Origin of the sequence: Clostridium sp. B9 (genome assembly GCF_050509515.1) — a bacterium.
Taxonomy (GTDB): domain Bacteria; phylum Bacillota; class Clostridia; order Clostridiales; family Clostridiaceae; genus Sarcina.
The window spans coordinates 2,314,382-2,341,304 of sequence record NZ_JBNWKA010000003.1; the positions used below are offsets into that span (position 1 = coordinate 2,314,382).

21 protein-coding genes and 1 pseudogene are annotated in these 26,923 nt (G+C 29.7%); 6 read left to right on the forward strand and 16 right to left on the reverse strand.

All coding sequences use genetic code 11. The features are described 5' to 3' along the window. Nucleotides 1–80 precede the first annotated feature (80 nt). The 5 genes from lonB to ACQZHJ_RS10345 form a co-directional block, all read right to left on the reverse strand. Complete coding sequence (gene lonB / locus ACQZHJ_RS10325; RefSeq protein WP_430485471.1) at nt 81–1,790, reverse strand: ATP-dependent protease LonB; 1,710 nt, start codon at nt 1,788–1,790, stop codon at nt 81–83. A 110-nt stretch (nt 1,791–1,900) separates the two neighbouring features. Next, on the reverse strand, nt 1,901–3,208 hold the full coding sequence (gene clpX, locus ACQZHJ_RS10330) for an ATP-dependent Clp protease ATP-binding subunit ClpX (RefSeq protein ID WP_430485472.1): 1,308 nt from the start codon (nt 3,206–3,208) through the stop codon (nt 1,901–1,903). Nucleotides 3,209–3,252: 44 nt separating this feature from the next. Further along, nucleotides 3,253–3,837, reverse strand: coding sequence for an ATP-dependent Clp endopeptidase proteolytic subunit ClpP (gene clpP, locus ACQZHJ_RS10335; protein WP_430485473.1), 585 nt, complete (start codon nt 3,835–3,837; stop codon nt 3,253–3,255). Nucleotides 3,838–4,025: 188 nt separating this feature from the next. Then, nucleotides 4,026–5,312, reverse strand: a complete 1,287-nt coding sequence (gene tig, locus ACQZHJ_RS10340; RefSeq protein ID WP_430485474.1) for a trigger factor — start codon at nt 5,310–5,312, stop codon at nt 4,026–4,028. Nucleotides 5,313–5,438: 126 nt separating this feature from the next. Then, on the reverse strand, nt 5,439–6,227 hold the full coding sequence (locus ACQZHJ_RS10345; protein ID WP_430485475.1) for a sugar phosphate isomerase/epimerase family protein: 789 nt from the start codon (nt 6,225–6,227) through the stop codon (nt 5,439–5,441). Between the two features lie 204 nt (nt 6,228–6,431). Here ACQZHJ_RS10345 and ACQZHJ_RS10350 point away from each other — a divergent pair, with 204 nt between their 5' ends. After that, complete coding sequence (locus ACQZHJ_RS10350) at nt 6,432–8,024, forward strand: DEAD/DEAH box helicase (protein ID WP_430485476.1); 1,593 nt, start codon at nt 6,432–6,434, stop codon at nt 8,022–8,024. A gap of 49 nt (nt 8,025–8,073) precedes the next feature. Here ACQZHJ_RS10350 and ACQZHJ_RS10355 read toward each other — a convergent pair whose 3' ends face one another. After that, nucleotides 8,074–8,286, reverse strand: coding sequence for a hypothetical protein (locus ACQZHJ_RS10355; protein WP_430485477.1), 213 nt, complete (start codon nt 8,284–8,286; stop codon nt 8,074–8,076). A 242-nt stretch (nt 8,287–8,528) separates the two neighbouring features. Between ACQZHJ_RS10355 and deoD the strand changes: the two genes are divergently transcribed. After that, nucleotides 8,529–9,236 (forward strand): purine-nucleoside phosphorylase, encoded by a 708-nt coding sequence (deoD, locus tag ACQZHJ_RS10360; RefSeq protein ID WP_430485478.1) that lies wholly within the window; start codon nt 8,529–8,531, stop codon nt 9,234–9,236. A 68-nt stretch (nt 9,237–9,304) separates the two neighbouring features. Here the strand turns inward: deoD and ACQZHJ_RS10365 are convergent, their stop codons facing one another. The 7 genes and pseudogenes from ACQZHJ_RS10365 to ACQZHJ_RS10395 all read right to left on the reverse strand — a co-directional run bounded on the left by ACQZHJ_RS10365 (nt 9,305) and on the right by ACQZHJ_RS10395 (nt 19,389). Beyond that, complete coding sequence (locus tag ACQZHJ_RS10365; RefSeq protein WP_430485479.1) at nt 9,305–10,618, reverse strand: TcaA 3rd/4th domain-containing protein; 1,314 nt, start codon at nt 10,616–10,618, stop codon at nt 9,305–9,307. Between the two features lie 10 nt (nt 10,619–10,628). Continuing rightward, complete coding sequence (locus ACQZHJ_RS10370) at nt 10,629–10,973, reverse strand: hypothetical protein (protein ID WP_430485480.1); 345 nt, start codon at nt 10,971–10,973, stop codon at nt 10,629–10,631. A gap of 186 nt (nt 10,974–11,159) precedes the next feature. Beyond that, the gene (locus tag ACQZHJ_RS10375) at nt 11,160–14,261 is read right to left on the reverse strand and encodes a hypothetical protein (RefSeq protein ID WP_430485481.1); all 3,102 of its coding nucleotides are present in this window, start codon (nt 14,259–14,261) and stop codon (nt 11,160–11,162) included. Between the two features lie 280 nt (nt 14,262–14,541). Further along, a pseudogene (locus tag ACQZHJ_RS10380) lies at nt 14,542–15,455 on the reverse strand (exonuclease domain-containing protein). A gap of 175 nt (nt 15,456–15,630) precedes the next feature. Continuing rightward, entirely contained in the window at nt 15,631–18,552 is a 2,922-nt protein-coding gene (locus ACQZHJ_RS10385; protein ID WP_430485482.1) for an insulinase family protein, read from the reverse strand. A 222-nt stretch (nt 18,553–18,774) separates the two neighbouring features. Continuing rightward, on the reverse strand, nt 18,775–18,969 hold the full coding sequence (locus ACQZHJ_RS10390) for a hypothetical protein (protein WP_430485483.1): 195 nt from the start codon (nt 18,967–18,969) through the stop codon (nt 18,775–18,777). Between the two features lie 150 nt (nt 18,970–19,119). Then, complete coding sequence (locus ACQZHJ_RS10395) at nt 19,120–19,389, reverse strand: hypothetical protein (protein ID WP_430485484.1); 270 nt, start codon at nt 19,387–19,389, stop codon at nt 19,120–19,122. 168 nt (nt 19,390–19,557) lie between these two features. On the opposite strand from ACQZHJ_RS10395, the gene ACQZHJ_RS10400 reads away from it, so the two are divergent. Next, nucleotides 19,558–20,721: an amidase domain-containing protein gene (locus ACQZHJ_RS10400; protein ID WP_430485485.1), complete on the forward strand. Its 1,164-nt coding sequence runs from the start codon at nt 19,558–19,560 to the stop codon at nt 20,719–20,721. An 86-nt stretch (nt 20,722–20,807) separates the two neighbouring features. On the opposite strand, the gene ACQZHJ_RS10405 is transcribed toward ACQZHJ_RS10400, so the two are convergent. Then, nucleotides 20,808–21,530: an N-acetylmuramoyl-L-alanine amidase gene (locus ACQZHJ_RS10405; protein ID WP_430485486.1), complete on the reverse strand. Its 723-nt coding sequence runs from the start codon at nt 21,528–21,530 to the stop codon at nt 20,808–20,810. 167 nt (nt 21,531–21,697) lie between these two features. On the opposite strand from ACQZHJ_RS10405, the gene ACQZHJ_RS10410 reads away from it, so the two are divergent. Beyond that, nucleotides 21,698–22,282, forward strand: coding sequence for a flavin reductase family protein (locus ACQZHJ_RS10410; RefSeq protein WP_430485487.1), 585 nt, complete (start codon nt 21,698–21,700; stop codon nt 22,280–22,282). Between the two features lie 25 nt (nt 22,283–22,307). On the opposite strand, the gene ACQZHJ_RS10415 is transcribed toward ACQZHJ_RS10410, so the two are convergent. Next, on the reverse strand, nt 22,308–22,499 hold the full coding sequence (locus tag ACQZHJ_RS10415) for a hypothetical protein (protein WP_430485488.1): 192 nt from the start codon (nt 22,497–22,499) through the stop codon (nt 22,308–22,310). A 105-nt stretch (nt 22,500–22,604) separates the two neighbouring features. Continuing rightward, entirely contained in the window at nt 22,605–24,176 is a 1,572-nt protein-coding gene (locus ACQZHJ_RS10420; RefSeq protein ID WP_430485489.1) for a chloride channel protein, read from the reverse strand. A 262-nt stretch (nt 24,177–24,438) separates the two neighbouring features. On the opposite strand from ACQZHJ_RS10420, the gene rsxC reads away from it, so the two are divergent. Together rsxC and ACQZHJ_RS10430 are read left to right on the forward strand one after the other, a co-directional pair. Then, nucleotides 24,439–25,746 carry an electron transport complex subunit RsxC gene (gene rsxC / locus ACQZHJ_RS10425; protein ID WP_430485490.1) on the forward strand — a complete coding sequence of 436 codons (1,308 nt, stop codon included), beginning with the start codon at nt 24,439–24,441 and terminating at the stop codon, nt 25,744–25,746. 13 nt (nt 25,747–25,759) lie between these two features. Further along, nucleotides 25,760–26,731, forward strand: coding sequence for an RnfABCDGE type electron transport complex subunit D (locus tag ACQZHJ_RS10430; protein WP_430485491.1), 972 nt, complete (start codon nt 25,760–25,762; stop codon nt 26,729–26,731). Nucleotides 26,732–26,923 lie beyond the last annotated feature (192 nt).

Here is a 26,923-nt window from a genome sequence, read left to right on the forward strand (position 1 = left end):
TTTTCAACCTTAAATATCCTCATAAAAACTTAAAGACTGCCTAATTTATTGACAGTCCATTAAGAATACTTTTTATTTTATTAAATTCCTTTTTGTGCACCTTCTGCATTTAAAGCATTAGCACCTAAAAATGCTGTATTATCTTGAATGATAAATTCTTCATTTTTAATACTTTCTTCTCTTATTAATGCTAAATTCAACACTTCATTTATACTTTTAACCCCAATAATATTTATTCCATCTATATCTTTTGTAACACTACTTAAATTTTCTTTTGGTACAATAACAATTTCTGCTCCTGCCCTTTTAGCTGCTGCAATCTTAGCATTTACGCCTCCTATAGGCTTAACTTTTCCTTTTATTGATATTTCTCCAGTCATTGCTACCTTGTTACTAACAGGTATTCCTTTTATAGCACTATATATTGCAGTAGCTATACTTATCCCTGCTGATGGCCCATCCACAGGTATTCCTCCTGGGAAATTAACATGTATATCATACTCTCTAGAATTCAAATCAAATATATTATCTAAAACAGTCAGAACATTCTGAACTGAACAGTATGCTGTACTTTTTCTTTTTATCTTTTTATCACCACCACCAAGTTCTTCGTCATCTACTATTCCTGTAATTTTTATATTTCCATTACTACTCTTTGAAACTTTAGCTGTTGCCTCAATTTCCATTAACGCTCCGTTATTAGCACCATAGACAGCTAGCCCATTTACATATCCAATCTCTGGTTTATCATTTATCACTCTTTCCATTCTTGGACTATACTGACTATTTTCTATAACCCAATATATATCACTTTCTTTTATGTAATCCCTACTTTCATTAATTGCTAAACCAGAACATAGTTGAATTAAATTTATAACCTCTCTACCATTTGAACAATAATTAGATACTATATCTAACCCTTCATCACTTATTTTATATCCAACCTTATTTGCAGAATTGGAAGCTATTGTCCTTATTTCTTCTCTATTTAATCCTCTAAAGAATATCTCAACACACCTTGAACGTATAGCTGGTACTATTTCCTCTGGACTTCTTGTTGTAGCTCCTATAAGTCTGAAATCAGCTGGAAGTCCATTATCAAATATTTCTTTTATATATCTTGGTGTATTAGGGTCTTCTGAACTATAATATGCTGAATCTAAAAATACTTTTCTATCTTCTAGAACTTTTAGCAATTTGTTTAACTCTATAGGATGAAGTTCTCCAATTTCATCTATAAACAACATCCCCCCATGAGCCTTTGTTACAGCTCCTGGCTTAGGTTGCGGCACTCCTGCTACCCCTAAAGATCCTGCCCCTTGATATATTGGATCATGTACAGACCCAATCAACGGATCCGCTATTCCTCTTTCATCAAATCTTAATGTAGTTGCATCAATCTCTACAAATTTTGACTCTTTATTAAAAGGAGAACATACCATTTTCTTAGCTTCTTCTAATATAATTCTGGCTGCAGCTGTTTTTCCTACTCCTGGCGGCCCATATATTATCACATGTTGTGGATTTGGACCACAAAGTGCAGCTTTTAAAGCTTTTATTCCCTTTTCTTGCCCTATTATTTCACTTAACTCACTTGGTCTACTTTTTTCTGTTAATGGTTCAGTAAGCTTTATCGTTCTAAGCTTATTTAACTTCTCAAGTTCCTTCTCATTTTCTTTTTCTAAAGCCGTATTATTTTTACTCCTGCTAGCAAAAGAATTTTTCATATAAATAAAGAACACCACTGACATTACTAATTGTAAAAACATTATAAAAGTATATTGATTCATCTTTAATACCTCCCATCTTTAGGGTTAGTATTTACTTATTTCTGTGATGATATTCCAAAAAAACCATTATAAAAATAAAAAAGATGCATACTAGTACGCATCTTTTAATATTAAGCAGTTTCTATATCTTTTCTGCTTTTAACCTTTTTTTCAGTTTTTAGAGTTGGTCTAACTTCACCTTCTGGAAGCTTCTCAACTTCTGGTGCCTTTTTATCTTTTATAGTTTCACCAGTTATAGTTGTCTTAACTATACTTTCTTCTGATGGTATTTCAAACATTATATCCATCATAGTCTCTTCAACTATAGCTCTTAAACCTCTAGCACCAGTTTTTCTTTCGATAGCTTCATCAGCAATAGCTTTTAAAGCATCTTCAGTAAAGTCTAGCTTAACATTATCAAGTTCAAATAACTTCTTGTATTGTTTAACTAGAGCATTCTTAGGCTTAGTTAAAATGCTTACAAGAGCCTCGTTATCTAAAGCTTCTAAAGTTACTAAAACTGGTAATCTACCTACAAACTCTGGAATTAAACCAAATTTCAATAAATCTCCAGGCATTATTTCTTTTAAAAGCTCTCCAACGTTTTTCTCATTCTTGCCCTTAACGTCAGCACCAAATCCTATAGAACTCTTAGTTCCTCTTTTTTCTATTATCTTATCTACTCCATCAAATGCTCCACCACATATGAATAATATGTTTGAAGTGTTTATTTGTATAAACTCTTGATGCGGATGTTTTCTACCACCTTGTGGTGGAACTGAAGCTGTTGTACCTTCTAATATTTTTAGTAAGGCTTGTTGAACACCCTCTCCTGAAACATCTCTTGTAATAGATGGATTTTCTGATTTTCTTGCAATCTTATCAATCTCATCTATATATATAATACCTTTTTCAGCTTTCTCTACATCATAATCAGCATTTTGGATAAGCTTTAAAAGTATATTTTCAACGTCTTCTCCAACATATCCTGCCTCTGTTAAAGTAGTAGCATCTGCTATAGCAAATGGTACATTTAACATTTTAGCAAGAGTTTGTGCCAGTAAAGTTTTACCTGAACCTGTAGGTCCTAATAAAAGTATATTACTCTTTTGAAGTTCAACATCATCTTCTGCTTTATTAGCATTTATTCTTTTGTAGTGGTTATAAACTGCTACTGCTAAAGATTTTTTAGCTCTCTCTTGGCCAACTACATATTGATCTAAATATTCTTTTATCTCTTGTGGTTTTGGAAGACTACTTGAGTCAACTGGTGATGATGCTGTAGTTCCTTCAAATTCATCTTCTATGATTTCTGAACAAAGTTCTATACATTCATCACATATATATACACCAGGACCTGCGATTAATCTCTTAACCTGTTCTTGGTTTTTACCACAAAAAGAACATCTTAATTGCTTTTTATCTTCAAATTTTCCCATCTTATCCACCTCAACTTTCAATGAGATTCAAGTTGTAGAAAAGATTATTTTCTTTCTATAACTTTATCTATTAATCCATATTCTACAGCCTCTGATGCTTCCATGAAATAATCTCTTTCAACATCTACCTTTATTTTGTCAAGAGGTTGATTTGTATTCTCGCTTAATATTTGATTTAATTTGTCCTTAATTCTTAATATTCTCTTAGCATGAATATCTATATCAGTTGCTTGCCCTTGGAAACCACCTAAAGGTTGATGTATCATTATCTCAGCGTTAGGTAAAGCAAATCTCTTTCCTTTAGCCCCTGAAGATAATAAGAATGCTCCCATTGAAGCTGCCATACCTACACATATTGTAGATACATCTGGTTTTATATATTGCATAGTATCATAAATTGCCATTCCTGAAGTTATAGAACCACCTGGCGAATTTATGTAAAGATATATATCTTTATCTGGGTCTTCACTTTCTAAGAATAATAACTGTGAAACAACAAGGTTAGCTGAAACATCATTTACCTCTCCACTTAACATTATTATTCTATCTTTTAACAATCTTGAGAATATATCGTAACTTCTTTCACCTTTGCTTGTTTGTTCAACTACCATAGGTACTAAATTGCTCATGAAATTCCCTCCTTTTAAAAACTCTAATTATAATATTGCCATATTTATTGCAAAAACATACATTATCATAATTATTATATAAAAAAAATTGCCTTTTGTTAATTAAATATTCTTTAAAACAAACTTCTAATTCTAAAATAATTGCCAAGAAATACTTCCTGGCAATTATCTGAAAGTTTTATATTATATTATTTTAAAGATTCAAATAACATTTTTAAAGTTTTTTCTCTTTTAACATCTAACTCTAAAGCAGCTTTTTGAGCATTTAATAGTAAATCAACCATTTTCTCTGATTCTGCTCCGTTTGAGTACATTTTAGCAACTTCTTCAGCTTTTGCTTTTAATTCTTCTTCAGTAGCTTCTATAGCTTCAGCTGCAGTTATAGCATTCATAACTAAGTCAGTTTTAACTTTTCTCTCAGCATTTTCTTTCATGTAAGACTTCATTTTGTCTTCTGTGCTTCCAGTGAACTCATAGTATTGCTCTAAGCTTAGTCCTTGTTGTCCTAATCTCATTTCTAAGTCTCTTACCATGTTTTCAACTTCTCTATTTACCATAGCTTCTGGAATTTCTACAGTTGCATTATCAACTACAGCGTTTATAACTTTCTCTTCCATTTCTCTCTTAGCTCTTAACTCGTTAGCTTTTTCAGCTTTCTCTTTTAAATCAGCTTTTAATGCTTCTAAAGTATCGAACTCTGAAACTTCTTTAGCAAACTCATCATCTAAAGCTGGCATTTCTTTAACTTTGATTTCTTTAACAGTTACTTCAAACTTAGCTTCTTTTCCGTTTAAATCTTCTTTTCCGTAAGCTTCTGGGAAAGTAACTACAACATCTTTGCTCTCTCCAGCTTTTAATCCGATTAATTGCTCTTCGAAGTTATCTATGAAGCTTCCTGAACCTATTTCTAATGGGTAATCATGACCTTCTCCACCTTCGAATGCTTCGTCTCCGATGAATCCTTTGAAGTCTATAACAGCTATGTTTCCATTTTCAACTGTTCCTTCTTCTTTAACTTCTACTCTAGCATTTCTAGCTTGCATATCAGCTAATTGCTTTTCTATATCTTCTTCTTTTACTTCGTATGAAACTTCTTCAACTTCTAATCCTTTGTAGTCTCCTAAAGTAACTTCTGGATAAGTTGTAACTTTAGCTTTGTAAACTAAGTCTTTTCCTTCTCCAACTTCAACTACTTCGATTTGTGGGTAGTCAACTGGTTTTACATCGTTAGCTTCTAAAGCCTCTCCGTAAGTTTTATCTATGCAAGTGTTGATTGCATCATCAAATAATACTTCTACTCCATAGAATTTCTTAACCATATTCATTGGAACTTTTCCTTTTCTGAATCCTGGTATGTTAAAGTTTTTTGCGTTTTTATTGTAAGACTTCTTTAATGCCTCATTAAAGTCTTTAGCATCAACTCTGATTTCTAATTCAACAACATTTGTGTCTATTTTGTTCATTTTAGCTTCCATTGTATATTCCTCCTGTAAATAGCCTTCTAAATTCATAGCTATATGAATTAACTAGGCAATTATAACATATAATTTCTTTTTTTATCAAATATTTCTTTAATTTTATTCTTACATTTATACATTTTATCATAATAGTAGCTTTTTTTCTAGAAAATATTTAATATCTTTTAATTCCTCATATTTTTTAAAGTTATTACGATAAACTTCTATTATTAAAGGACCATCATATTTTATTTCTTTTAGCTTCTCTATTATAGGTTCATATTCCACCTCACCCTTAAAAGGTAATAAACAGATATTTTTTTCATCCCTATCATTTATATGAAAATTTATAAGTTCTTCTCCCATAACATCTAAATATTCTAATGGATTTTTGTTTATTTTGTAAGCTTGCTTAATATCACATGTATATCTAAGATCATATTTTATATTTTCTTTAATATATTTTAAAAACTCTAAATCTGATGACATACACCAAGAAACATTTTCTTGTGATAAATATATATTATTTTCTCTTGCTATATAAGAAAGTTCATTATATATATCTAAAATTTCTTTCTTATTTATACTATCAAGTTCTTTTTTTCTCATCCCATGGAACGTATATGATTTAGCTCCTAATTTATTTGTTGCCTGACAAATCTCTTTAAAAACCTTTAAAGCATCCTTTCTTCTTCTCTTATAATCATCAAATAGATATGGTTCATACATCGATGAAAAAAAATGTACAGATGTTATGTCAAAATTGTTATTGACTTTTTCTTCTAATAATTTTTCTAAAAATTTTTCATTATATTCAGAGTAAGTATTAAGAAATATTTCCCCAAAATCAAACCCCAAAGTTTTCATAGTTTCAATTGATTTTTCTAGTTCAAAATCTGGATAAAAACATGCCGAAGAAATGCCTACTTTCAACTCTAATTATCTCCTCTCTTTTTATTCCCTCTTATTATAACTTATAGTAAACCATTAAATAAACTTTTTTAATTTTTATTTTAAATAATACCATTTGCTTATATGGAGATACTATGATATGATAAGCTTTGTTTGATTGCGAGAATTTTAAAAATAAAATAAATTTTAAAAAACTAAAAATACGAAAAAGAAAGAGGATAAAGAATGAACAATATAAAATTTGATGACTTAGGTCTTAAGGAAAGCTTACTTAAAGCTATAAAAGATATGGGATTTGAAGAACCATCCCAAATACAAGCTGAGAGTATTCCTGTAGCCCTAGAAGGACACGATATAATCGGTCAAGCTCAAACTGGTACTGGTAAAACAGCTGCTTTTGGATGCTCTATAATAAACAATGCGGATTTCTCAGGAAAGAAAAAAACTCCTAAAGCACTTATTTTAGCACCAACTAGAGAGCTTGCTATTCAAGTTAACGAGGAGCTTGTTAGACTTGGAAAACATGAAAGATTATCTGTATTACCTATATACGGTGGTCAACCAATAGATAGACAGATAAGAGCATTAAGAAATGGTGTTGATATAGTTGTTGGAACACCTGGTAGAGTATTAGACCTTATAAGAAGAAAGAGTTTACCACTTAACGACATCGGATTCTTAGTATTAGACGAAGCTGATGAAATGTTAAACATGGGATTCATTGATGATTTAGAAGAGATCGTAAAATCATTAAAAACTGACAGACAAACTCTTTTATTCTCTGCTACTATGCCTCAACAAATAAAGAAATTAGCTAAGAACTACATGAAAGAAGATACTAAGCACATAGCTATCAAAAAGAGTTCTTTAACAGTTTCAAAAATTGAGCAATACTACTTTGAAATAAAACACAGAGATAGATTCGAAACACTTTGTAGAGTTTTAGACTTTGATGAGCCAAACGCTGCAATAATCTTCTGTAAAACTAAAAAGGGTGTTGACGAAGTTGTAGAAAAAATGCAAGCTAGAGGATACATGGTTGAAGGTATGCACGGAGATATGAGCCAAAACCATAGACTTCAAACTTTAAGAAAATTCAAAGAAGGAAGCTTAGACTTCTTAGTTGCTACAGACGTTGCTGCTAGAGGAATAGATGTTGAAAGCGTAACTCACGTTATAAACTACGATTTACCTCAAGACAATGAAAGTTATGTACATAGAATCGGAAGAACTGGTAGAGCTGGTAAAGAAGGAGTGGCTTACTCTTTAGTTACACCAAAAGAATACATAATGCTTAAGCAAATACAAAGACATACTAAGAGTAAAATAACAAGAAAAGATGTTCCAACAGTTGATGAAATATTCCAAAATAAACATAATAATGTTATAAACAACATAAAAACTACAATTGAAGAAGCTTCAGAAGATTTCCAAAGATTTATTCCAATAGCTACTCAATTAGATGAAGATTATAGCTTAGTTGATGTTGCTGCTGCTCTTCTTAAAATAGTATTTGATAAAGAATCATCATTCGATTACACTTCAAACACTATAGAGTCACCTGATATGATGGATGAAACAAGATTATTCATGTCAATCGGAAGAAGAGATGGAATAACTCCTAAATCACTTGTAAACTTCTTAAAAGAAACTGCTAGAATAAGCCCTAAACAAGTTGGAGATATAGATATAAAAGAAAACTTCTGTTTCGCTAACGTTGATACTGAGGCTGTTCAAAACATCTTAAAGAAATCTTCTGGTAAGAAACTTAACAGAAGAGCTGTAAACATAGAAGTTGCTAAGAAAAAGAAAAAATAATTTTATATAAATATAAAAGCATACTCAAATGAGTATGCTTTTCTTTTATCTACTTTTTACAACATCCACCACTCTTTTTAGAGCATCCTCCACAACTTCCATGCTCCTTTTTAGGACATCCTCCACCGCTGGCACAGCAACTTTTTTTAAGTCCTAATTCTTCAATTTCTTCCTCAGTTAAATATTTTAAAGGAAATTGATTTTCTCCAAAACTCTCATATTCTGGAGTGCTTTTAATAATATTTCTATCTATACTTATCAAATTATTCACCTCATTAAACTTTAATCATACTATAACCTTAATAAACTTTAATTACTTAACGTATATAAGTACATTAAAACTAATAACTATAACTATCCTTAAAGTTATTATTAATAATATACCACACCCTATGACTATTAACCACAAAAATAATTTTAAATTTTTTCAATTTTTTAATTATTTTTCAATTATTTATGTTAAAATTTATTTATAAAAACATTTACAAAATAGGAGGTACTATTATGAGTGTTCATATAGGTGCAAAAGAAGGTCAAATCGCAGAAACAATTTTATTACCTGGTGACCCTTTAAGAGCAAAATTTATTGCAGAAACATTTTTAGAAAACCCAATTTGCTACAATAATGTTAGAGGTATGCTAGGATTCACTGGAACATATAAAGGAAAAAGAATATCAGTTCAAGGTACTGGTATGGGTGTTCCTTCAATCTCTATTTATGTTAATGAACTTATAAGAGACTATGGTGTTAAAAATCTAATAAGAGTTGGTACTGCAGGCAGCATGCAAGAAGATGTCCATGTTAGAGATTTAGTTTTAGCTATGTCTTCACATACAGATTCAGCTATAAATAAGGTTAGATTCAATGGTTTAGATTTTGCTCCTACAGCATCATTTAAACTATTAAAAGCAGCATACGATACTGCTGTAGAAAAAGGATATGAACCTAAGGTAGGTAGTGTATTTACTGCTGATAGCTTCTACAATGATAACCCTGAAGCTTGGAAGCAATGGGCTAAATTCGGAACATTAGCTGTAGAAATGGAAACTTCTGCTCTATATACTTTAGCTGCTAAATATGGAGTTAATGCATTAACTATATTAACTATAAGTGATCACTTAATAACAGCTGAGGAAACTACATCTGAAGAACGTCAAACAACATTCACTAAGATGATGGAAGTTGCCTTGGATGCAGCTATAACTTTATAATAAGAATTTATTAAACAAAAAAAACAGATTGTATGTACTACAATCTGTTTTTTTTGTTTAATAAATTCTTATTGTTGATTAGTTGAACCTTCATTTGTACTAGTCCCATTTTCCTCTTCCAAGCCAGGCAATGAGAAATCTTGAACATTATAAACCAACCATTTACCATTTTCATATTTCATTTTAGTAAAGAAGTTTTTCTCTTTAACTTCACTCTTAATATCTATACCTAGAAGCTTTTTCTTTATTTTATAAGATACATTTACAACTATATTCGCTTCATATACTCCATGATTAAGTTCAATCGAACTATTTTCCATTTTTATTTGCAAATCACTTATATCGTAATTATTTTTTAAGAAGAAATACTTTTGACTTAAACTTGAATATATACTACTTCTAACATCACCAGTTGCATTTTTTATATCATCTTTATTCTCTGAATTTAAAGAAATAAAAACACTATTATAAAAATCTTTAACTACATGCTCTATATCATCTCTAACCGTTGTATTTCTTAAATCTAAGTCTATCTTAATTTCAGGATGATCTTTTACATATACCTTTTCACTATCAAGCTCTCCCCATGGTGTTTCACACTTAATGGTTAAATAAGTTGTACCATCCTTTGGAAAAGGTCCTACATCTTTAAAATCCTTGACCTTAATACCAGAATCCTCTCCATTTATGTAAACTTCTCCATCTTCAAAAGTACTTTTAACAGTAACCAAAATACCATTTAAAGGTATATCAACCTTATTATTGTCCATAAAAACAACATCCTTTTCTTCTTTTAAATCCGAATTATATGATTGTTTTTCAACTTTAACATTATATAAACCTGGTATTTTATTAGATATTTCCAAAGTACCTGAACTACTAGTTGTACCAGTAAAAATTCCATTTAAATAGACACTAGCATCTTGAAAATTAGAAATTACATTTAAATTTTGCTTTTCAATTTCAACATACCACTTTTCACCAAAAAAAGTTTTTTTAGATTCTAACTTTGTTGAATATAACTCTTCTCCATTATTCAAAGCATATACAAGCTTATTTATTCTATTTTTATCCTCTTGAAAAAAATCAATATATGGACTTAAATCCTCTTTAGTAACTCCTAAGTTATTGTTGCCCTCTTCTAGTAAATTAAGTAATGCTCTTGTATTGCCTTTGTTCAAAGAATTAGCTAGTTGTTCAGTAACATCACTTCTTTTACTGTTAACATTACCATATAAAAATACTATTACTACTATTATTGCTACAAGCATACCTATTATTATTTTAGGATCTTTTTCTTTAACGATTTTATCTTTAATCTTTGTAGCTACACTAGTAAATTTTTGACCAATCTCTTTTATGTTCACCTTAAATTTTTCCATATATTTAAGTTTACTCCTCTAGCAAATTTATCATCCATTTTCCACAACTAAGGCATTTATAAACCTGTATTCCAAAAGGATATAACTTAGCATCTTTAAACTTATTATAATTGCTTCTTAATTCATTTATAGTATAAAACTCATCCTCTTCTGTCAAAGCTCCTACTAATTCACAGATATAATTTTCTTTAGTTTTAAAACAACAGTCATTTTCATCTGTGCATTGAATTTTTTCTATTTTTAAGTCTCCTTGAAAATCTTGAAGTAATGGTATTATATCCTGAAATTCATTTATATCATCTTGAAAATCCTTTTCATAGAATTCTATTCCACCAACTGTAAATAATTTATTCATTTCATCACCTCTAATATACTAATCAAATTTATTTTTATTACTAACTAAGTTTATTATTACATAAATTAATTAATTTTACTAACTTATTTTAGCATATTAAATTCCTTTGTAAATATTTTTTAGTAATATAAAAAAATTAAATGACCCTGCCCTAAAGGACAGAGTCAAAATTTAAAGCTTATAAAATTATACTATTTCTGAAGGTGGTTGGAAATCTAGGTTAACATATTCTTTATCATCAGCACTGATTATACTAAATGGGAAAGGTTTAAATACTGTATATAAACCTACTTCTTGTGCTGATGGTAAATTAGTTGCATCATCTGCATCACTATCTTCAACCTTCATTATTAACTTATTAGCTTCTGTAGATGTTTCTATACTAGCTGTTAAGCCTGCTGGATCTCCAGTTTGATCTGCTGAGAATCTAATGTCAAAAGTTCCTATTAAAGTTCCTGCATCAGCAGCAAAATCAATCTTCCAGTTCTTATCATCTGTTGTATCTAATACAGCTGTATATCCACTATTATCACCAGTATTTAATTTGACATCTTTATTAAAAGTTAAAGTAAATACATAGTTTGTTTTATTTGTAGCCTCATCTTTATTGTATTCCCACTTAAGATTAGTTACTTTTAATTCATTAGCCTTTTTATTTACGAATTCTTCAATTGGATTCTTATTGGTATCGTAAGTCTTAATTCCACCCTTAGCTTCACTTGTGCTTACGAAATATTGTGCGCTCTTATTATCAACTACATCAGGAACACCAATTTTCAATACAACTACATCACTTGGTGTGTTATCTATTATTTCTTGCACACCAGTTTCTGAGCTTATAACATCTCCAACTAAAAGAGGATCAGTTCCTACTGGCATAGCACTCTCTCCCTGTACTATAGCTGTGAAATCATCTCCTATAGTAGCTAAATCCTTAGTAAACTTCATTGCAACTAAAGCTACACCATTTGCTTCTTTTAAATTGTCAGTATTAACAAGTTTTATTAAGCTTATGCCCTTTAATGTTGACTTAACTTTATTTATTATATTATTATTGTGTTTTTGACCAAGTATTCTCTTGCCAAAAACATCTAAGCTTTGAATTTTTTCATATTCTATAGTTGAAAGTTCTAAATCTATTGTTGACGAATCAAAGCTTCCTTTAGCAAAAGTAAATTCTACTGTTACATCATCTATTAGTTTAGCAGAAAGAATTGGTAAAGTCTCTCCATATCTTGCAGCATCGCCAGGAGCAGCAGTATTATCTATTACTGTTCTTAATAAGAAATCTTCTTTGTTTACTGAATAGAATATATTCTTAGCATAATCAACACCACTATCATGAACATAGCGAACTGTAGAATCTGATATTATTAAAACTTTATTTTTATCATTTGTAGTTCCTGTAATATCTAATTTATCAACTAAAACATCTATTGCTCTAACATCACATAAAGGATATATATTTCCTGATGCATTTGTAACATATTTTACTTCTTTTACATCAGAGTATCCTATTGAAACTGTATCAGTATTAATTGTAAAATAATCAAGCACTCCATTACCGTAAGGAATTGTTAGTCTTACCCATTCATTCCCTTTCATAGCTAATGCAACTGAATCATCATCTAATTTATAATCAGTATCTGATGTTCCATTTGTAAGCAGATAATTAGTTTCTTCCACAGCAGAATGCGGATTAACAACATTCATAGGCTCATTAAACATAATAACTATTGCATTATCTTCTTCTGACATAGTATTATTAGAAGTTGAATTTGGGCCTACCCCTTTCACTACATCTCCAACATCTTTAATAGCTATTACTTTTAAAACTTTAGGAACTGAGTAATCTTTTACTTCAAATATTTTTTCTGTTGGATTAGGATCTATTACTGTACCTAATTCATCTTGTACATCTGTAACTACTAATTTATACATACCTGCTGGTAGTAACTCTGTTTTCATTAAGAACTCATAATCACTTGTTCTAGTTTCAACTGAATTTATTGTTTTCTCAACATTATTCCAGTCAAATATTTGATATCTTTCTTTATTTATAACTGAAACGTCTCCATTTACTTCAGTGTTCATTATATCTGAGTAAATCAATCTAATCTTAGTTTCAACCTCACTATTATCTATAATTTGCTCAACTACAAGTAACTCTGGCTTAGTAACTTCAACAACTATTGGCAAATTAGTTTCCTGAGTTTTATATCCAGATGCATCTGTTACTGGATTAACAGTTAATAGACTTTCTCCCACTGGTAAAGCACTATTTGAATCTAAAGTATATTTTATTTCATTAAATCCATATCCATATCTCTCATAACTTTCAGTAACCAAAAGATTTTCGCCTAGTTTTAATGCATTCTTCTCAGCCTCTAATAATATAACAGGCTTATCAAATTTAACTATAACTTCTGTTCTTGATAAAGATACTACTCCTATTGGCTTCGCAGCTATAGCATCTCTAGTCACTATGAAATCTTTTCCTATAACTGGAGTTTCATTTTCTGAAAAATCAACTATATATTCATCTAAACTCTTTTGTTGTTTAGCATAATTAACTATTATTTTATGCTCTCCTAAAGGAATCCCACTATAATTTCTTTGAATTTCAAGTCTCTTACCATCAGCACTTAGAGTAACTCTAAATGGATATACTGTATAATCATTTGGTGGAGGATCTGGGTTAACATAGAATGTTTTAGCGTCTATATAACCAATCCAATCTCTCTCAGCAGCACCACCTATTGGAGCTTCTGCATCTAGTCCATAATATAATACATAAAGATTTGTTAGATGATCATGTTTATCTCCATTTGTAGCGGATTCCTCTTTACGATCTAATAAATTCTTTAATGGATATTTAAAATCAACTGTTATTATTCTGTTTCCATAAGAATTCACAACACAATCTACTATACCTGGGTAGGTGTTTACTCTAAAATTATCCTTAGCTAATTCTCCATCTCTTTCAATTTCAACTGTATATTCTACATTATTTTGTAATAAAACATCTGGTGTTAAAGCTGGATTTGGCTCTAACAATAAACTATCTGTTATATTTGGTATATACTCATCTGGACCAATAACTATACTTCTTGATAACTCTCCTTGAGATTGAGTATTTAATACTATTCTAGCTTGAAGTTTTTCATCAGGATCATTTGTTGGATAGACACTTACAACTTCTTCACCTGTAAAAGGTTTATTCATTTCAACGTCAAAGCTTCTACTATTTATATTAGATATAGTAGTTAAGATTAAAATACCTTCCATATTTTAAAATCCTCCTTTGAGATTTTTATTTGTTTAAATATAAGCTCTCTTAAACCTTATTAGTAAGTAGTAAATCATTTTGTCATCACAAAACATTTTATTAATGCTTCTCTCTTTATTCAAAAAAACTTATAAACTTATCATTATATAAGCTTACTCTCCTCTTCTATATTATGAGATTACTTAAATTTCTGTCCCTAATTTTATTTAAAAAATTACAATCTTAAAGTAAAATTTCTTTTATATAAAAAAAGCAATCTTACTTTAAGATTGCTTTTTATTACTTTTCTATCATAGATAAAAACTCTTCCTCTTCTATGATTTTAAGCTTTTCATATTCTTTTCTAAGCTTTTCCGCCTTTTTTAACTTAAGACTTTTTTCTGACTCCCTAAGTTTTGATATATTCCTTATTCCTGTTACAAGAATATCTGTCTTCTTGCTAACAGAACTAGCTACAAATCCACCACATCTTATAACATTTCCTATTGCTTCAGCCCTAGACATAGAACTTAAAAGTGTCCTGTAAAAACAACATTCTTGCACTTTAAAGAACTCTCATCATTTCTCTCCTTCTTTTTAACCTGAAGCTTGCTTAAATATCTACACTCACCATTTCTTCCAGATGGTTTGTATCCACCTTCATATACACTTCCTATTCTAATAGCCATTTTATCTGATAAATCTTCTAATGTATGTATATCTAATTCTTCGCATATATTCATTAATATGTTTGCACATGCCTTAGCATCTTCTCCAGCATGATGATGTGAAAACTCAAAGCCAAGAGCTTCACTAACTGTACCTAATTTATGATTAGGTAAGTTTTTGTAATAATTTTTAGCCATAACTACAGTACAAGCATAATTAAACTCTGGATAAGGTATTTTATAATAATCTAAAGTTTTTCTTAATACGCTCACATCAAAAGCTGCATTATGTGCTATTACTAAATTCCCCTCAATATCATCCTTTATTTCACCCCAAATTTTATCAAAGGTTCTTTCTCCCTCAACATCTTCAGGTCTTATTCCATGTATCCATATATTCATAGGTTGAAATCTCATTTCACAAGGTTTTATTAAAAAATACTTTTCCTCCACAACCTTGTTATTCTTGACTATTGTTAACCCAATGGAACAGGCGCTATTCCTTTTCTCATTAGCTGTCTCAAAGTCTATTGCAACAAAATTCATTTATGTCCTTCTCCCTTTCCATTTAGCAATAGTACTATTATATCACATTTCTTTTTTTATTTTTAATCATTTAATTAAATAAGTTCCTCTTGCTATTAAAGTCAAATTTAACTTAAGCCATATTAAATAAAAAAAAGACTGTACCTATTATAAATGTACAGCCTTAAATTTATTGCTATTTAATAACCTTCTTCATGCTATTAAATAATTTTTTATTTTCCTTTATTTTTTCTTCATTTCCTATTACACAAATATAATCTTCTTTAAGAATATCTTTAATCATTGGAGCAAAAGATTTGATTACTTGTTCATCAGCATTTATTATATCTTCTCTCTCTTTTTGAAGTTCTTCATAAGTAAAGTTACTTAAATAATATGAAACTGCTATATCCCCTTTTATTCCATTACTTATAGGCTGATCATATTTTCTTATAGTACCAATTATATACTTTGTCATTTCTCTTTCATTAGCTTCAAATTTCTCTAAATAATTTGGAATATTATCATATGCCTTGAAAGTATCTAAAATGTTAGGATCTCTATATGAAACTATATATGCTCCTCCATCTCTTCTGAAATTTGAAAACACTCCATAAGCTCCACCCTGTACTCTTACAGTATTCCAAAGATAATCAAAACCTAAAATACTTTCTAACAGTGATAACGCACCTGAATATTCATACCCTTCAGATTTATAATTTCCACCTTTAGCAACATACTGTACATTTCCTTGAGTTAAAAGTCCCTCATTTTTATTTCCTAAATCAAATTTATATTCAACTTTTTCAAAAGTTTTATCGCTTATTCTTTCTATTAAAGGACTAACCTTAATTTTAAAGTTACCATATTCTTCATCTTTACCTGAGAAACTTATAAGCATATTTTCTTTTGTAAATATCAGCTCTCTAACTATATTTAATCTTTCTGAAACAAGTTCTCTCTTACTTTCATCATCAATATTAACTAAGAAATCATAATAATCTAGCCCACTTATCATTTCATCATAAGCACCTCTACTTGTGCAATATGATAAAACTTTTTTCATAGCTATTCTATGGCCACTATCAAATATAGCACCTTCTAATCTAGCTCTCTTTTCTCTTATAAGCTGTGATATTCTATCCATATCATTTAAGTTTGTTTTGTTTACAATTTCTTCAACAAGTTCAATGGCCTTATCTGTTTTACTACTTAAAGCTTTGTATGAAATTTCTAACCACGGACTATATGCATCCTTTTCTTTTAAGTTAGCAAAAGTTATAGATCCAAAGCTTATTCCACCTGTGTTTATGTTTATTGCGTTTGATAGCTTAGAATAGTCATAATTTTCAGTATCACATTTACCTAAAACATCACATAATAACCCTACATAAGGAATTAAATCTTGAGGAACGCTATTTGTGTTAAAGAAGAAGTTAACATAATCTATTTTATTTGTGTGGAAATCATGTTGAAGTGTTTTTATCCCTTCAATCTCTTTTTCCTCACTAGGTATTCTCTTAGCTTTTCTATCTATATCATCTAAAGAAAGCATCGGTATACTCTCTAAATCTTCCTTCTTATCTGGAGTACTTTGTCTTTCCTTAAGTTTTTTACAATTATCTATTATTTCAGTTAAAGTTTCTTCACCAAAACTATTTTTTACCTTTTCTAATTTCTCTTTTAATTCATTAGCTTTCTTTTCATTTACTCCTCTTTCTGGATTCAATGATACAAGAGATGAATGAGTATTTTTAACCATAAATTCTTCTATTAAATCTTCAAAGTAATTAGTAGTTAAAGCTGTTTTTATCTTTTTAAGGTTCTCTTCAAATTTTAAGTGAACAAAAGGATTTCCTTCATATAACCAACTATCCATTATCTTTAAGTAGTATATAAGCCCCTTTGGATATGAACCATAATCACCTTCTCTTAGTTCAAATTCAACTCTATTTATTGAAGCTTCTATAAGCTCTTTATCTATACCATTTTGAACTAAGTCCTCTAAAGTATTCATGACAACTTCTTTAAACTCTTTTTCCTTATTAGGCTCTGCATTTTTAACTAAAACAGTAAATGCTGATTGTTTAGTTGAGTTATCAAAGTCTCCTGAAACAGCTTTACCTATACCAGCATCTATTAAAGCCTTCTTAAGTGGTGCTGCTGTACTTCTTGTTAAAAGATAAGCTAAAACATCAAAAGCTAACCCTTTTTCACCATCAGTAGCGTCTCCAATAACAAAGTTTAAGCTATAAAAACTCTTATGGTTTAAGTCTTCATTTTCAGCAACTCCATATGTGAAGCTTTCTTCTTTCATCTTATCAAATGGTGATTGTGATTTTATTTCTGAATCAATCTCTTTATAATCAAAATCTTTTAGATACTCATCATTTATAAATGCTAATTCTTTTTCTGTATCCCCATTACCATATAAAAATATATATGAGTTTGAAGGATGATAATATTTTTTATGGAAAGCTAAAAATTCTTCATAACTTAAATTTGGTATTTCATCTGGATCTCCACCTGATGACATTGCATAGCAAGTATCTGGATATATAGTATTTGGAATCTTTCTATAAAGCACTGAGTCTGGTGATGAGTATGCACCCTTCATCTCATTATAAACAACACCATTATACTTTAATTCATCTTCTTTTTTTTCTATGAAATAATGCCATCCTTCTTGCATGAATATCTCTTTATGCTTATATATATTAGGATAAAGTACAGCATCTAAATATACATCCATAAGGTTCATAAAGTCTTTTTCATTCCTTGAAGCTACTGGATATATAGTCTTATCTGGATACGTCATTGCATTTAAGAAAGTATTTAATGATCCTTTTAAAAGTTCAACAAAAGGCTCTTTTGTATTAAACTTTCTTGATCCACATAAAACTGAGTGCTCTAATATATGAGGCACCCCAGTACTATTTTCTGGCGGAGTTCTAAATCCAATAGCAAAACTCTTATTATCATCTTCACTAACTATTTTTATAAGCTTAGCTTTTGTCTTTTCATGTTCAAAAGTTAAACCTACGCCCCCAATTTCATCTAAGTTTTCTATGTTTAAAAGTTTAAATCCACTATAACTATTATTCTCTTTAAATTTCATGTTTCACACTCCTATGGAAAAATATTTTCCTAATTGTTTTATAAATAATTGTACCATAATTATCCTCTATAAAAAAGCTAGTCAAAACTTCATATATATATTTATTTCCAAAGAGCTTTTAATTTATTAATTTTAAAATATTCATAATTTTAAAACAGAACCTAAATAATAAAATCAAAAAGAAATGGTATAGATTTTCTATACCATTTCTTTTTGATTTTATTATTGTTCTTGATAATTATTTAGTGTAGTTTGTGCACATTCACATGCTTTTGAAACCGCTTCTAAAGTATTTTCTATTTTTTCTTTATTAACTGACTTCTCAACAGTTTTTAGAGCATCCTCTAATGAACACTTGTTTTCTTTTAAACTAGTTAATGTTTCCTCTACTCTTTGCTTAGCATTTTTCTTTAACATATCTAAAGACCTCCTTAATTAAAGATTCAATAATAGTATGGTCTTCAAATAAAATATCATACTAGCAATTCTATCCACTCAAGTAACTAACTATTTATAAAAACAAAAACTAAGTTATTTTTAAAGTTAAATCTCATTTTACAAATTTAATTATAAAACTCCTATAGCTCTTGCTATTACGTATAAGATTATTGCTCCTCCGCCAAGATAGCTATACTTTGCATTTCTATCATTTTTAGCCGCTTTTTGTTCAAAAACTCCTCTAGCTAAAAGTAATATACCTGCAGTTAAACCAATAAATTGATTAGTAATAAACCAATCTGGTCTAAGATATGTATAAAAATAGCCTACTACAAGCGGAAAAATAAAGCATCCAAATATACTTCTTATAAACGGAATCTTTCCTTTTATTAACTTCATCCTTTGTAATTCTCCTTTACTTTCATTGTTACATTTCTAATTTTAACAATATTCCTATTAAATTTAAAGGTTTTCTCAATATATGAACCTAATATTTTCTCAAATTATTATTTTTTCTTATTATGTATCATATATATTATTGAACTATGTCTTAACAGGAGGAAATTAATGCAAAAGAAACATAAAATAATTTTAATTACTTCAATGATACTTCTAATGGCTTTTATTCTTTCCATAGGCTTTAACTTTAATAAAAAAGCAATAACCACGCTCTCTAAAGATGCTGAAGAAGCTATGGCATTTTTAAAAGAACCTGATAATTCTAAAAACGAAGAATTAAAGGTTAAATTTGAAGATATACTTCATGAACTATTTAAAAATAGAAATATAGCAGTTTTAAATAATGACTTAGAAGAACTAAAAAAATTTTATGACTTAGATAAAAAACCTAGTCTTTGGGCTTATGAAAGTGAAAATAAAAAAATTAAATATCTAAATAACTGGTCTCAAAAACAAGGTGTCGCTTTTAATGAAATAAAATCTAAAGTAAAAGTAAAAAAGGTAAAAGAAAGAGAGCCGAATCTTTATGGAGTAATATGTATTGTATCTACAGAATTTACATATTATTATTTAAACGACCCACTCTCCAATAATACTTTTAGACTTGGAACATATCACTATTTAAATCTTAAAGAAGAAGATGGTCGATATGTCCTAACCAAAGAATGGTATACAGATCCCTTTGCAGACTCTCTTGATTTAAATAATATAAAATCTGATGAAATAAAGTCTCATATTTTAAATAGTACAAAGCCATCTTACGAACTAGATGAAAGAACTCAAAAAGCTGTAGATTACGCTCATTCTAATTGCGGTGCTGCTGCTGATGAAGAATTAGGATTTAACTATAATAAGAATTACACAGATTTCAACCCTGAGGGTGGTGATTGTGCAAACTTTGCCTCTCAAATCCTTTATGAAGGTGGTGGATTCAAGAAAAATTCTACATGGAATTACTCAAATGGAAAAGCTTCAAAAGCTTGGGTAAATGCTCAAGCATTTAAAAACTACATGGTTTATAGCGGACGTGCTTCTTATATAGCTAAGGGAAAATACTCTGAAATATATAAAGATGCTTATAATTTAAGGCCTGGAGATTTCGTTGCCTATGAAAAAAGAGGAAGAATAACTCATATTTCTACTGTAACTGGATTAGATTCTAAAGGCTATCCTCTAGTTACTTGTCATAATACTGATAGATTGTTAGTTCCTTTTGATCTTGGTTGGAGCAACGATAATATAAAGTTCCATCTAATAGATGTTCATTACTAAAACATAGTTAATAACTCTAAAAAATGCTATATAAAACTTACGATTAAAATCAAGTTTTATATAGCATTTTATATATATTTTCAATTTTAATTTCCCCTGTATGCTTCTACTGATTTTAATATAGACTCTGCTATTTTTTCTTGATAAAGCTTATCACCTAAAAGCCTATCATCTTCCCAGTTACTCATAAACCCCATTTCTAATATTACTACAGGTCTTTGAGACCAATTAAAGCCTGTCATATCTTCTCTTTCAAAGACTCCATTAACATGTATTCCCTCACTCTTAAGCGTTTTACATAATATATCACCGTATTTTTTACTTTCTCCATATATACTTTCTAAAGGCTTAGTTTTTGAAGATGGAATAAGCACAGATGCTCCTCTCTTACCTCCATTATTAGAACCATCACAATGAAGTTTTATATTTATGTCTGCTTTAGCTTTATTGGAAATATCAGCTCTATCTCTATTGCTTAGTGAAACTTCGTTTTGCTCTCTAGTCATAATAACTTTATAACCTTCACGTTCTAACAAAGTTTTAAGTATCATGCCAACTTCTAAATTTATTTGATATTCCTTATTTTTTGTTCCTATTCCTGCTGTCCCAGAAGATACTCTTGGCTTCATTGCACCAGACCAAGGAGCCACTTGTTCTAATCTACTATCACCTTTTTCTTGATGTCCTGGATCTATGCATATAATAAATTCACCCTTTTCTTTTGCAATAGTATTTATACTTAAAAACATTAAAGAAATTAAATTTACTATAAGTATCAATCCTACTATGTTTAAAACTCTTTTTCTCATACAAAAATTCCTTTCTAAAAAAACAATAATATATATTATCTCCATACGAAAAAAATATATTACAATTCATTTGTTTTACATATATTTTTTTCGTGTTATAATTTTAAAGTCTTAATTTATAAAATAGAATTTATTAAAGTTTCAATATAAGTTAAAAGGAGATACATATGAAAAAAGTTAATTTTAAAGGTAGTGTTATGTTAAACCCTACTCCAGTAGTTCTTGTAACTTCTAAAAATAAAGAAGATAAAGTAAATGCCTTCACTGTAGGTTGGGTAAGTACTGTTTGTACAAAACCTCCAATGATAGCTATGGGAATAAGACCAGAAAGACTTTCACATGAATATATAAAAGAAAGTGGAGAGTGTGTAATTAATCTTCCATCTAAAGACATGGTTAAATTTGTTGACTTCTGCGGTGTTAAATCCGGTAGAAAAATTGATAAAATTAAACACTTTGGATATGAATTAAGTAAAGGTGAAGCTATTGAAACCCCATCTGTAGATAAGGCTCCAGTTGCCCTTGAATGTAAAGTTAAATCAATAACACCTCTAGGCACTCATGATATGTTCTTATTTGAAGTTGTAAATGTAAAGGTTGATGAAAGTCTTATTGATGAAAAAGGTAAAATCCACTTTAGCAAAGCAGACCTAATGGCATATAGTCATGGAGAATATTTTGGTCTTAATGCTAAGCCACTTGGTTCATTTGGCTACTCAATAAGAAAAAAGAAAAAATCAACCAAAAGATAAAAAGAGTCTTTTAAAGACTCTTTTTTTATTCCTCTATTTCTTTAGAATACTTATCACAAACTTCTAATAATAGCCCCTCTGTTTCACCGTCAACCTTTATTTCGTCAGCTCTAATCTCTTCTAATATTTTCTCACACTCTTTTATGATTTCCTCATCAACTTCCCCTACCTCTGAAAGGTTGTAGACTTCTTTAGCCCATTCATCTATCCTATACATGCTTCCTCCCAAATAAAATTTTATTAAACTTATTAGAGTATATTCAAGGAGTACGCTCTTATGCATAAAAAATAAAGCTATGAAACATTCATAGCTTTATTTTTATTAAAGTTCTTCCTTAGCAGATGTTAAGAATTGAATTTCTTCTAAAACAGAACTTGCCCTACTCTCATCCACCATTACAACTAGATAATCCCCACTGTGTATTTCAATACATCCTTTAGGTATAATTTCATTATTACCTCTTTTTATAGCAACTAAAAGTGCAGCTTCTGGCCATCTAATATCTTTTATACAATGTCCTGAAGCATCACTGCCTAATTCTACTACAACTTCTAATAAAGTCTTATTATTTGCTGTTTCATCAGGTTCTACTCCAGCCTTCTCTACCCATCTTTCTAATAGTGATTCGTAGATTGGCTCACTCTTTAATAAGTCTGATGTTACATATGATATTATAACGACAACTGATAATGCTAACATATGTTCAAATGAACCTGTCATTTCAGTAATAAGAATTATACCTGTGATAGGTGCCTTTACTATAGACGCGAAATTACCTGCCATAGCTAATATTATAAAATCTATTATATATTGATTTGGAACCCCAAATACACTAACACTTATTAAGCCAACTATATTTCCTATAACTGCACCTAAAAGTAATAGCGGGAAGAAGATACCTCCTGGTGTTCCTGCTCCGAAACTTACTATGGTTAATAAAAATTTTACTAATAATATGGCTAAAAGAATTTTAACCGTAAAGTTTTGAGTTGCTAAATCCATTATAAGCTCATGTCCACCACCTAGTATTATAGGTGCAAAAATACCTAATATACCAGTTAATAAAAATGGTATCATAACCTTAACTTCTACAGGTACAGTTTTAAACTTTCCATATAAACTTTGTACCTTTAAAATTCCTTTAGAGAATATTGCACCACCAACACCTAAAACAACACCTAGTATTATTAATACCCAGTAATACTTTAATGGTAATACAGGAACATTTTCCATTCCTAAACTAGGGTTCATTCCTAGAAACTGCTTTGAAACAAAGTCAGATACTAGAGATGCTGCCATTGCTGATACTAAAACTAAAGGTGAAAAACTTTTATGTACTTCTTCTAGAGCAAATATAACTCCTGATAAAGGTGCATTAAATGCTGCCGCTAAACCAGCTGAAGCACCTGATGTAATAAGATATTTCTTCTCTATATTTATTCTTTTTAAGCTGTTACTAAATCCTTCACCAACAGCAGCTCCCATTTGTACAGATGGGCCCTCTCTTCCTAGTGATAAACCAGCTCCTAAAGCTATTACTCCCCCTAAAAACTTATAGACTAAAACCTTTAGCCAATTCATTTTTAATTTTCCTATTAATTCTCCCTCAACTTGTGGGATACCACTACCAGAGATCATAGGTTCTCTTCTTACCATGAATCCAACTATAGCTCCTAGCACTGCTAAAATACCTAAAACTATGATTACATTAACTGCGCTTAATGATGCCCATGCATAAAGCTTCTTAAACAAAGGAAATAAGTAATTTACTATTAATCTATTTAAAACTAATACTAGAGAACTTAAAAGACCAATTGCAGCTCCTTCAAGCACTAATTTAAATCTTAAATCCTTTCTATGTGACAGTACCTGCGTCGTACTCTCATTACCCAAAATTTTCCCCTCCTAACTTAACATTTTATTAACATATATATTATACTCTTATGATTTTGCATATTCAAATTTAATTAAACTGTAAATTTAAATGTTTTTTTGAAAAATCTCATTTGCAAACATTTTCTTCTCTCAATACTGTGATTTTTACATAATATTTTTTCTATTAAAGTATATAAGAGTTAACTAAAAATATGTAATTTATTATTTCTTTGAAACATAGTATTAAAATATGAAGATTATATGAAAGGATGTGCATTATATGAGCCTTTTTACCTTTAAAAAAGGGATTCATTTACCTTATAATAAAGAATTCACTAATAATAAACCTATAGAATATTTTGCTCCTAAAAATAAATTAATATTCCCACTATCCCAACATATAGGTGCTCCTTGTGAGAGTCTAGTATCTGTTGGTGATAGAGTTTTAGTTAATCAAAAAATAGGTGATTCTACAGCCTTTGTATCTTCTCCTATACATTCTAGCGTTTCTGGAATTGTTGATGAAATAAAAGATATTATTTTATTTAATGGTTCAAAATGTAAAGCCATAATAGTAGAAAATGACTTTAAATATGAAGTTTTAGAAACCCCACAACCATCATATGATAAAACTTCTCTAAAAGAAGTTTCAAGCTTAGTTAGAGACTATGGAATTGTTGGACTTGGTGGTGCTACCTTTCCTTGTCATGTAAAATTAAGCGTTCCTAATGGAAAAGAAGTAAACCACATAATTATAAATGCAGCTGAATGTGAACCTTATTTAACATGCGATCATAGAGTAATGCTCGAATATACCAAAGAAATAATAGAAGGAATAAATTTTCTTTTAAATTTATTTCCTAAAGCTACTGTCTACATAGGCATAGAAGACAACAAAAGCAATGCTATAGAATCATTTAATGAAATTGTAAATAATAACTCTAAAATTAAAGTTATTCCATTAAAAACAAAATATCCTCAAGGCTCAGAAAAGCACCTAATCTATGCATTAATAAAAAAAGAGGTTCCCTCTGGAAAACTCCCTTTAGATATTGGTTGCATAGTTCATAACGTATCCACAGTATACCAAATATATAAAAGTTTAGTCCAAAATGAACCCTTAATTGAAAGAGTTATTACAGTTACAGGAGATTCAATAAAAACTCCTAAAAACATTAAAGTAAAAATAGGAACTCTCCTTAAAGATGTTATTGAATACTGTGGTGGTTTTTCTAAAACACCTTCCAAAATAATATTAGGAGGTCCTATGATGGGATTTGCAATAAACTCTCTTGATTTGCCAGTTACCAAAGGGACATCAGGAATACTTTGCCTAAGTCAAATTGAAGATTCACATAAAAGCCATTGTATTAGATGTGGAAAATGTCTAACCGTATGTCCAATGAATCTAATGCCTCAAAGATTAAATGAACTTTCTATAAAGAATAATCTTGATGAATTCCAAAAACTTAATGGAATGGATTGTATAGAATGTGGATGTTGTACTTTTTCTTGTCCCGCTAAACTTCCATTAGTTGAAAACCTTAGAAAAACCAAAGTATCTATTAGAAATAATTCTAAGAAATAAAGAGGTGATGAAAATGATTGATACTAAAAAAGATAATATGGAATTACTCCTCCTAGAAAATGATAGTCTTTTAGTTACATCCTCTCCACACATTAAAGCAAAAGCTTCTACTCAGTCTATAATGAGAGATGTTCTTATAGCTTTAATACCAACATCATTAGTTGGTGCTTTAGTATTTGGTTTAAGAGCCGTACTATTAATTGGAGTATGTGCATTATCTGCAGTTCTATCAGAATATGCTTTTCAAAAATTGACGAAAAAATCTATTACTATTTCTGATTTAAGTGCTGTTGTTACAGGAATATTATTGGCACTAAATCTTCCTGTTAATACGCCTTTATGGGTGGCATGTATAGGATCTATAATTGCTATCATACTAGTTAAGCAAATATTTGGTGGTATTGGGTGTAATTTTATGAATCCAGCCTTAGCTGCTCGGGCATTTATATTGGCTGCTTGGCCAGAAACCATTAGCATATTCTCTCTAGATGGAGTTACAACAGCAACTCCATTATCTGTATTAAAAGCTGGTGAAGGAAATCTTCCCTCTTTAACTGATGCATTCATCGGAAATATCCCTGGATGTATAGGAGAGGTTTCTGCTTTGGCAATATTAATAGGTGCTGCCTATCTTTTTTATAAAAAAATAATAACTTGGCATATTCCTGTAATTTATATTGGTACTGTTTTAATATTAACAACTTTAATTGGTAGAGATGGTTTCTTTAGTGGAAATGGATTTTATGAAATATTCACTGGCGGTTTATTCTTAGGTGCCTTCTTTATGGCAACAGATTATACAACTTCTCCTATGGCTAAATCTGGTCAGATTATTTTTGCTTTTGGATGTGGACTTATAACTACTTTAATAAGAATATTTGGTGGCTATCCAGAAGGGGTTTCATACTCAATACTATTGATGAATTTATTAGTTCCAGTTATTGATTTTTATTTTAAACCAAAAGCTTTTGGCCATGAAAAATAATTTTAATATTTTTAGTATATAAACTTTTATTATTGTCAATAATACTATTGTAGAGGATTTAATCTATACAGCTGTTCCTATATTATTCCCCTACTTTTAGAGAGACTTCTCTTAAAACCGCATTCTAAAATGTACGAGGTTATTATTTTAGGGTTTTAAGACTCTCTAAACTCATTTCGTTATAGCTATAGT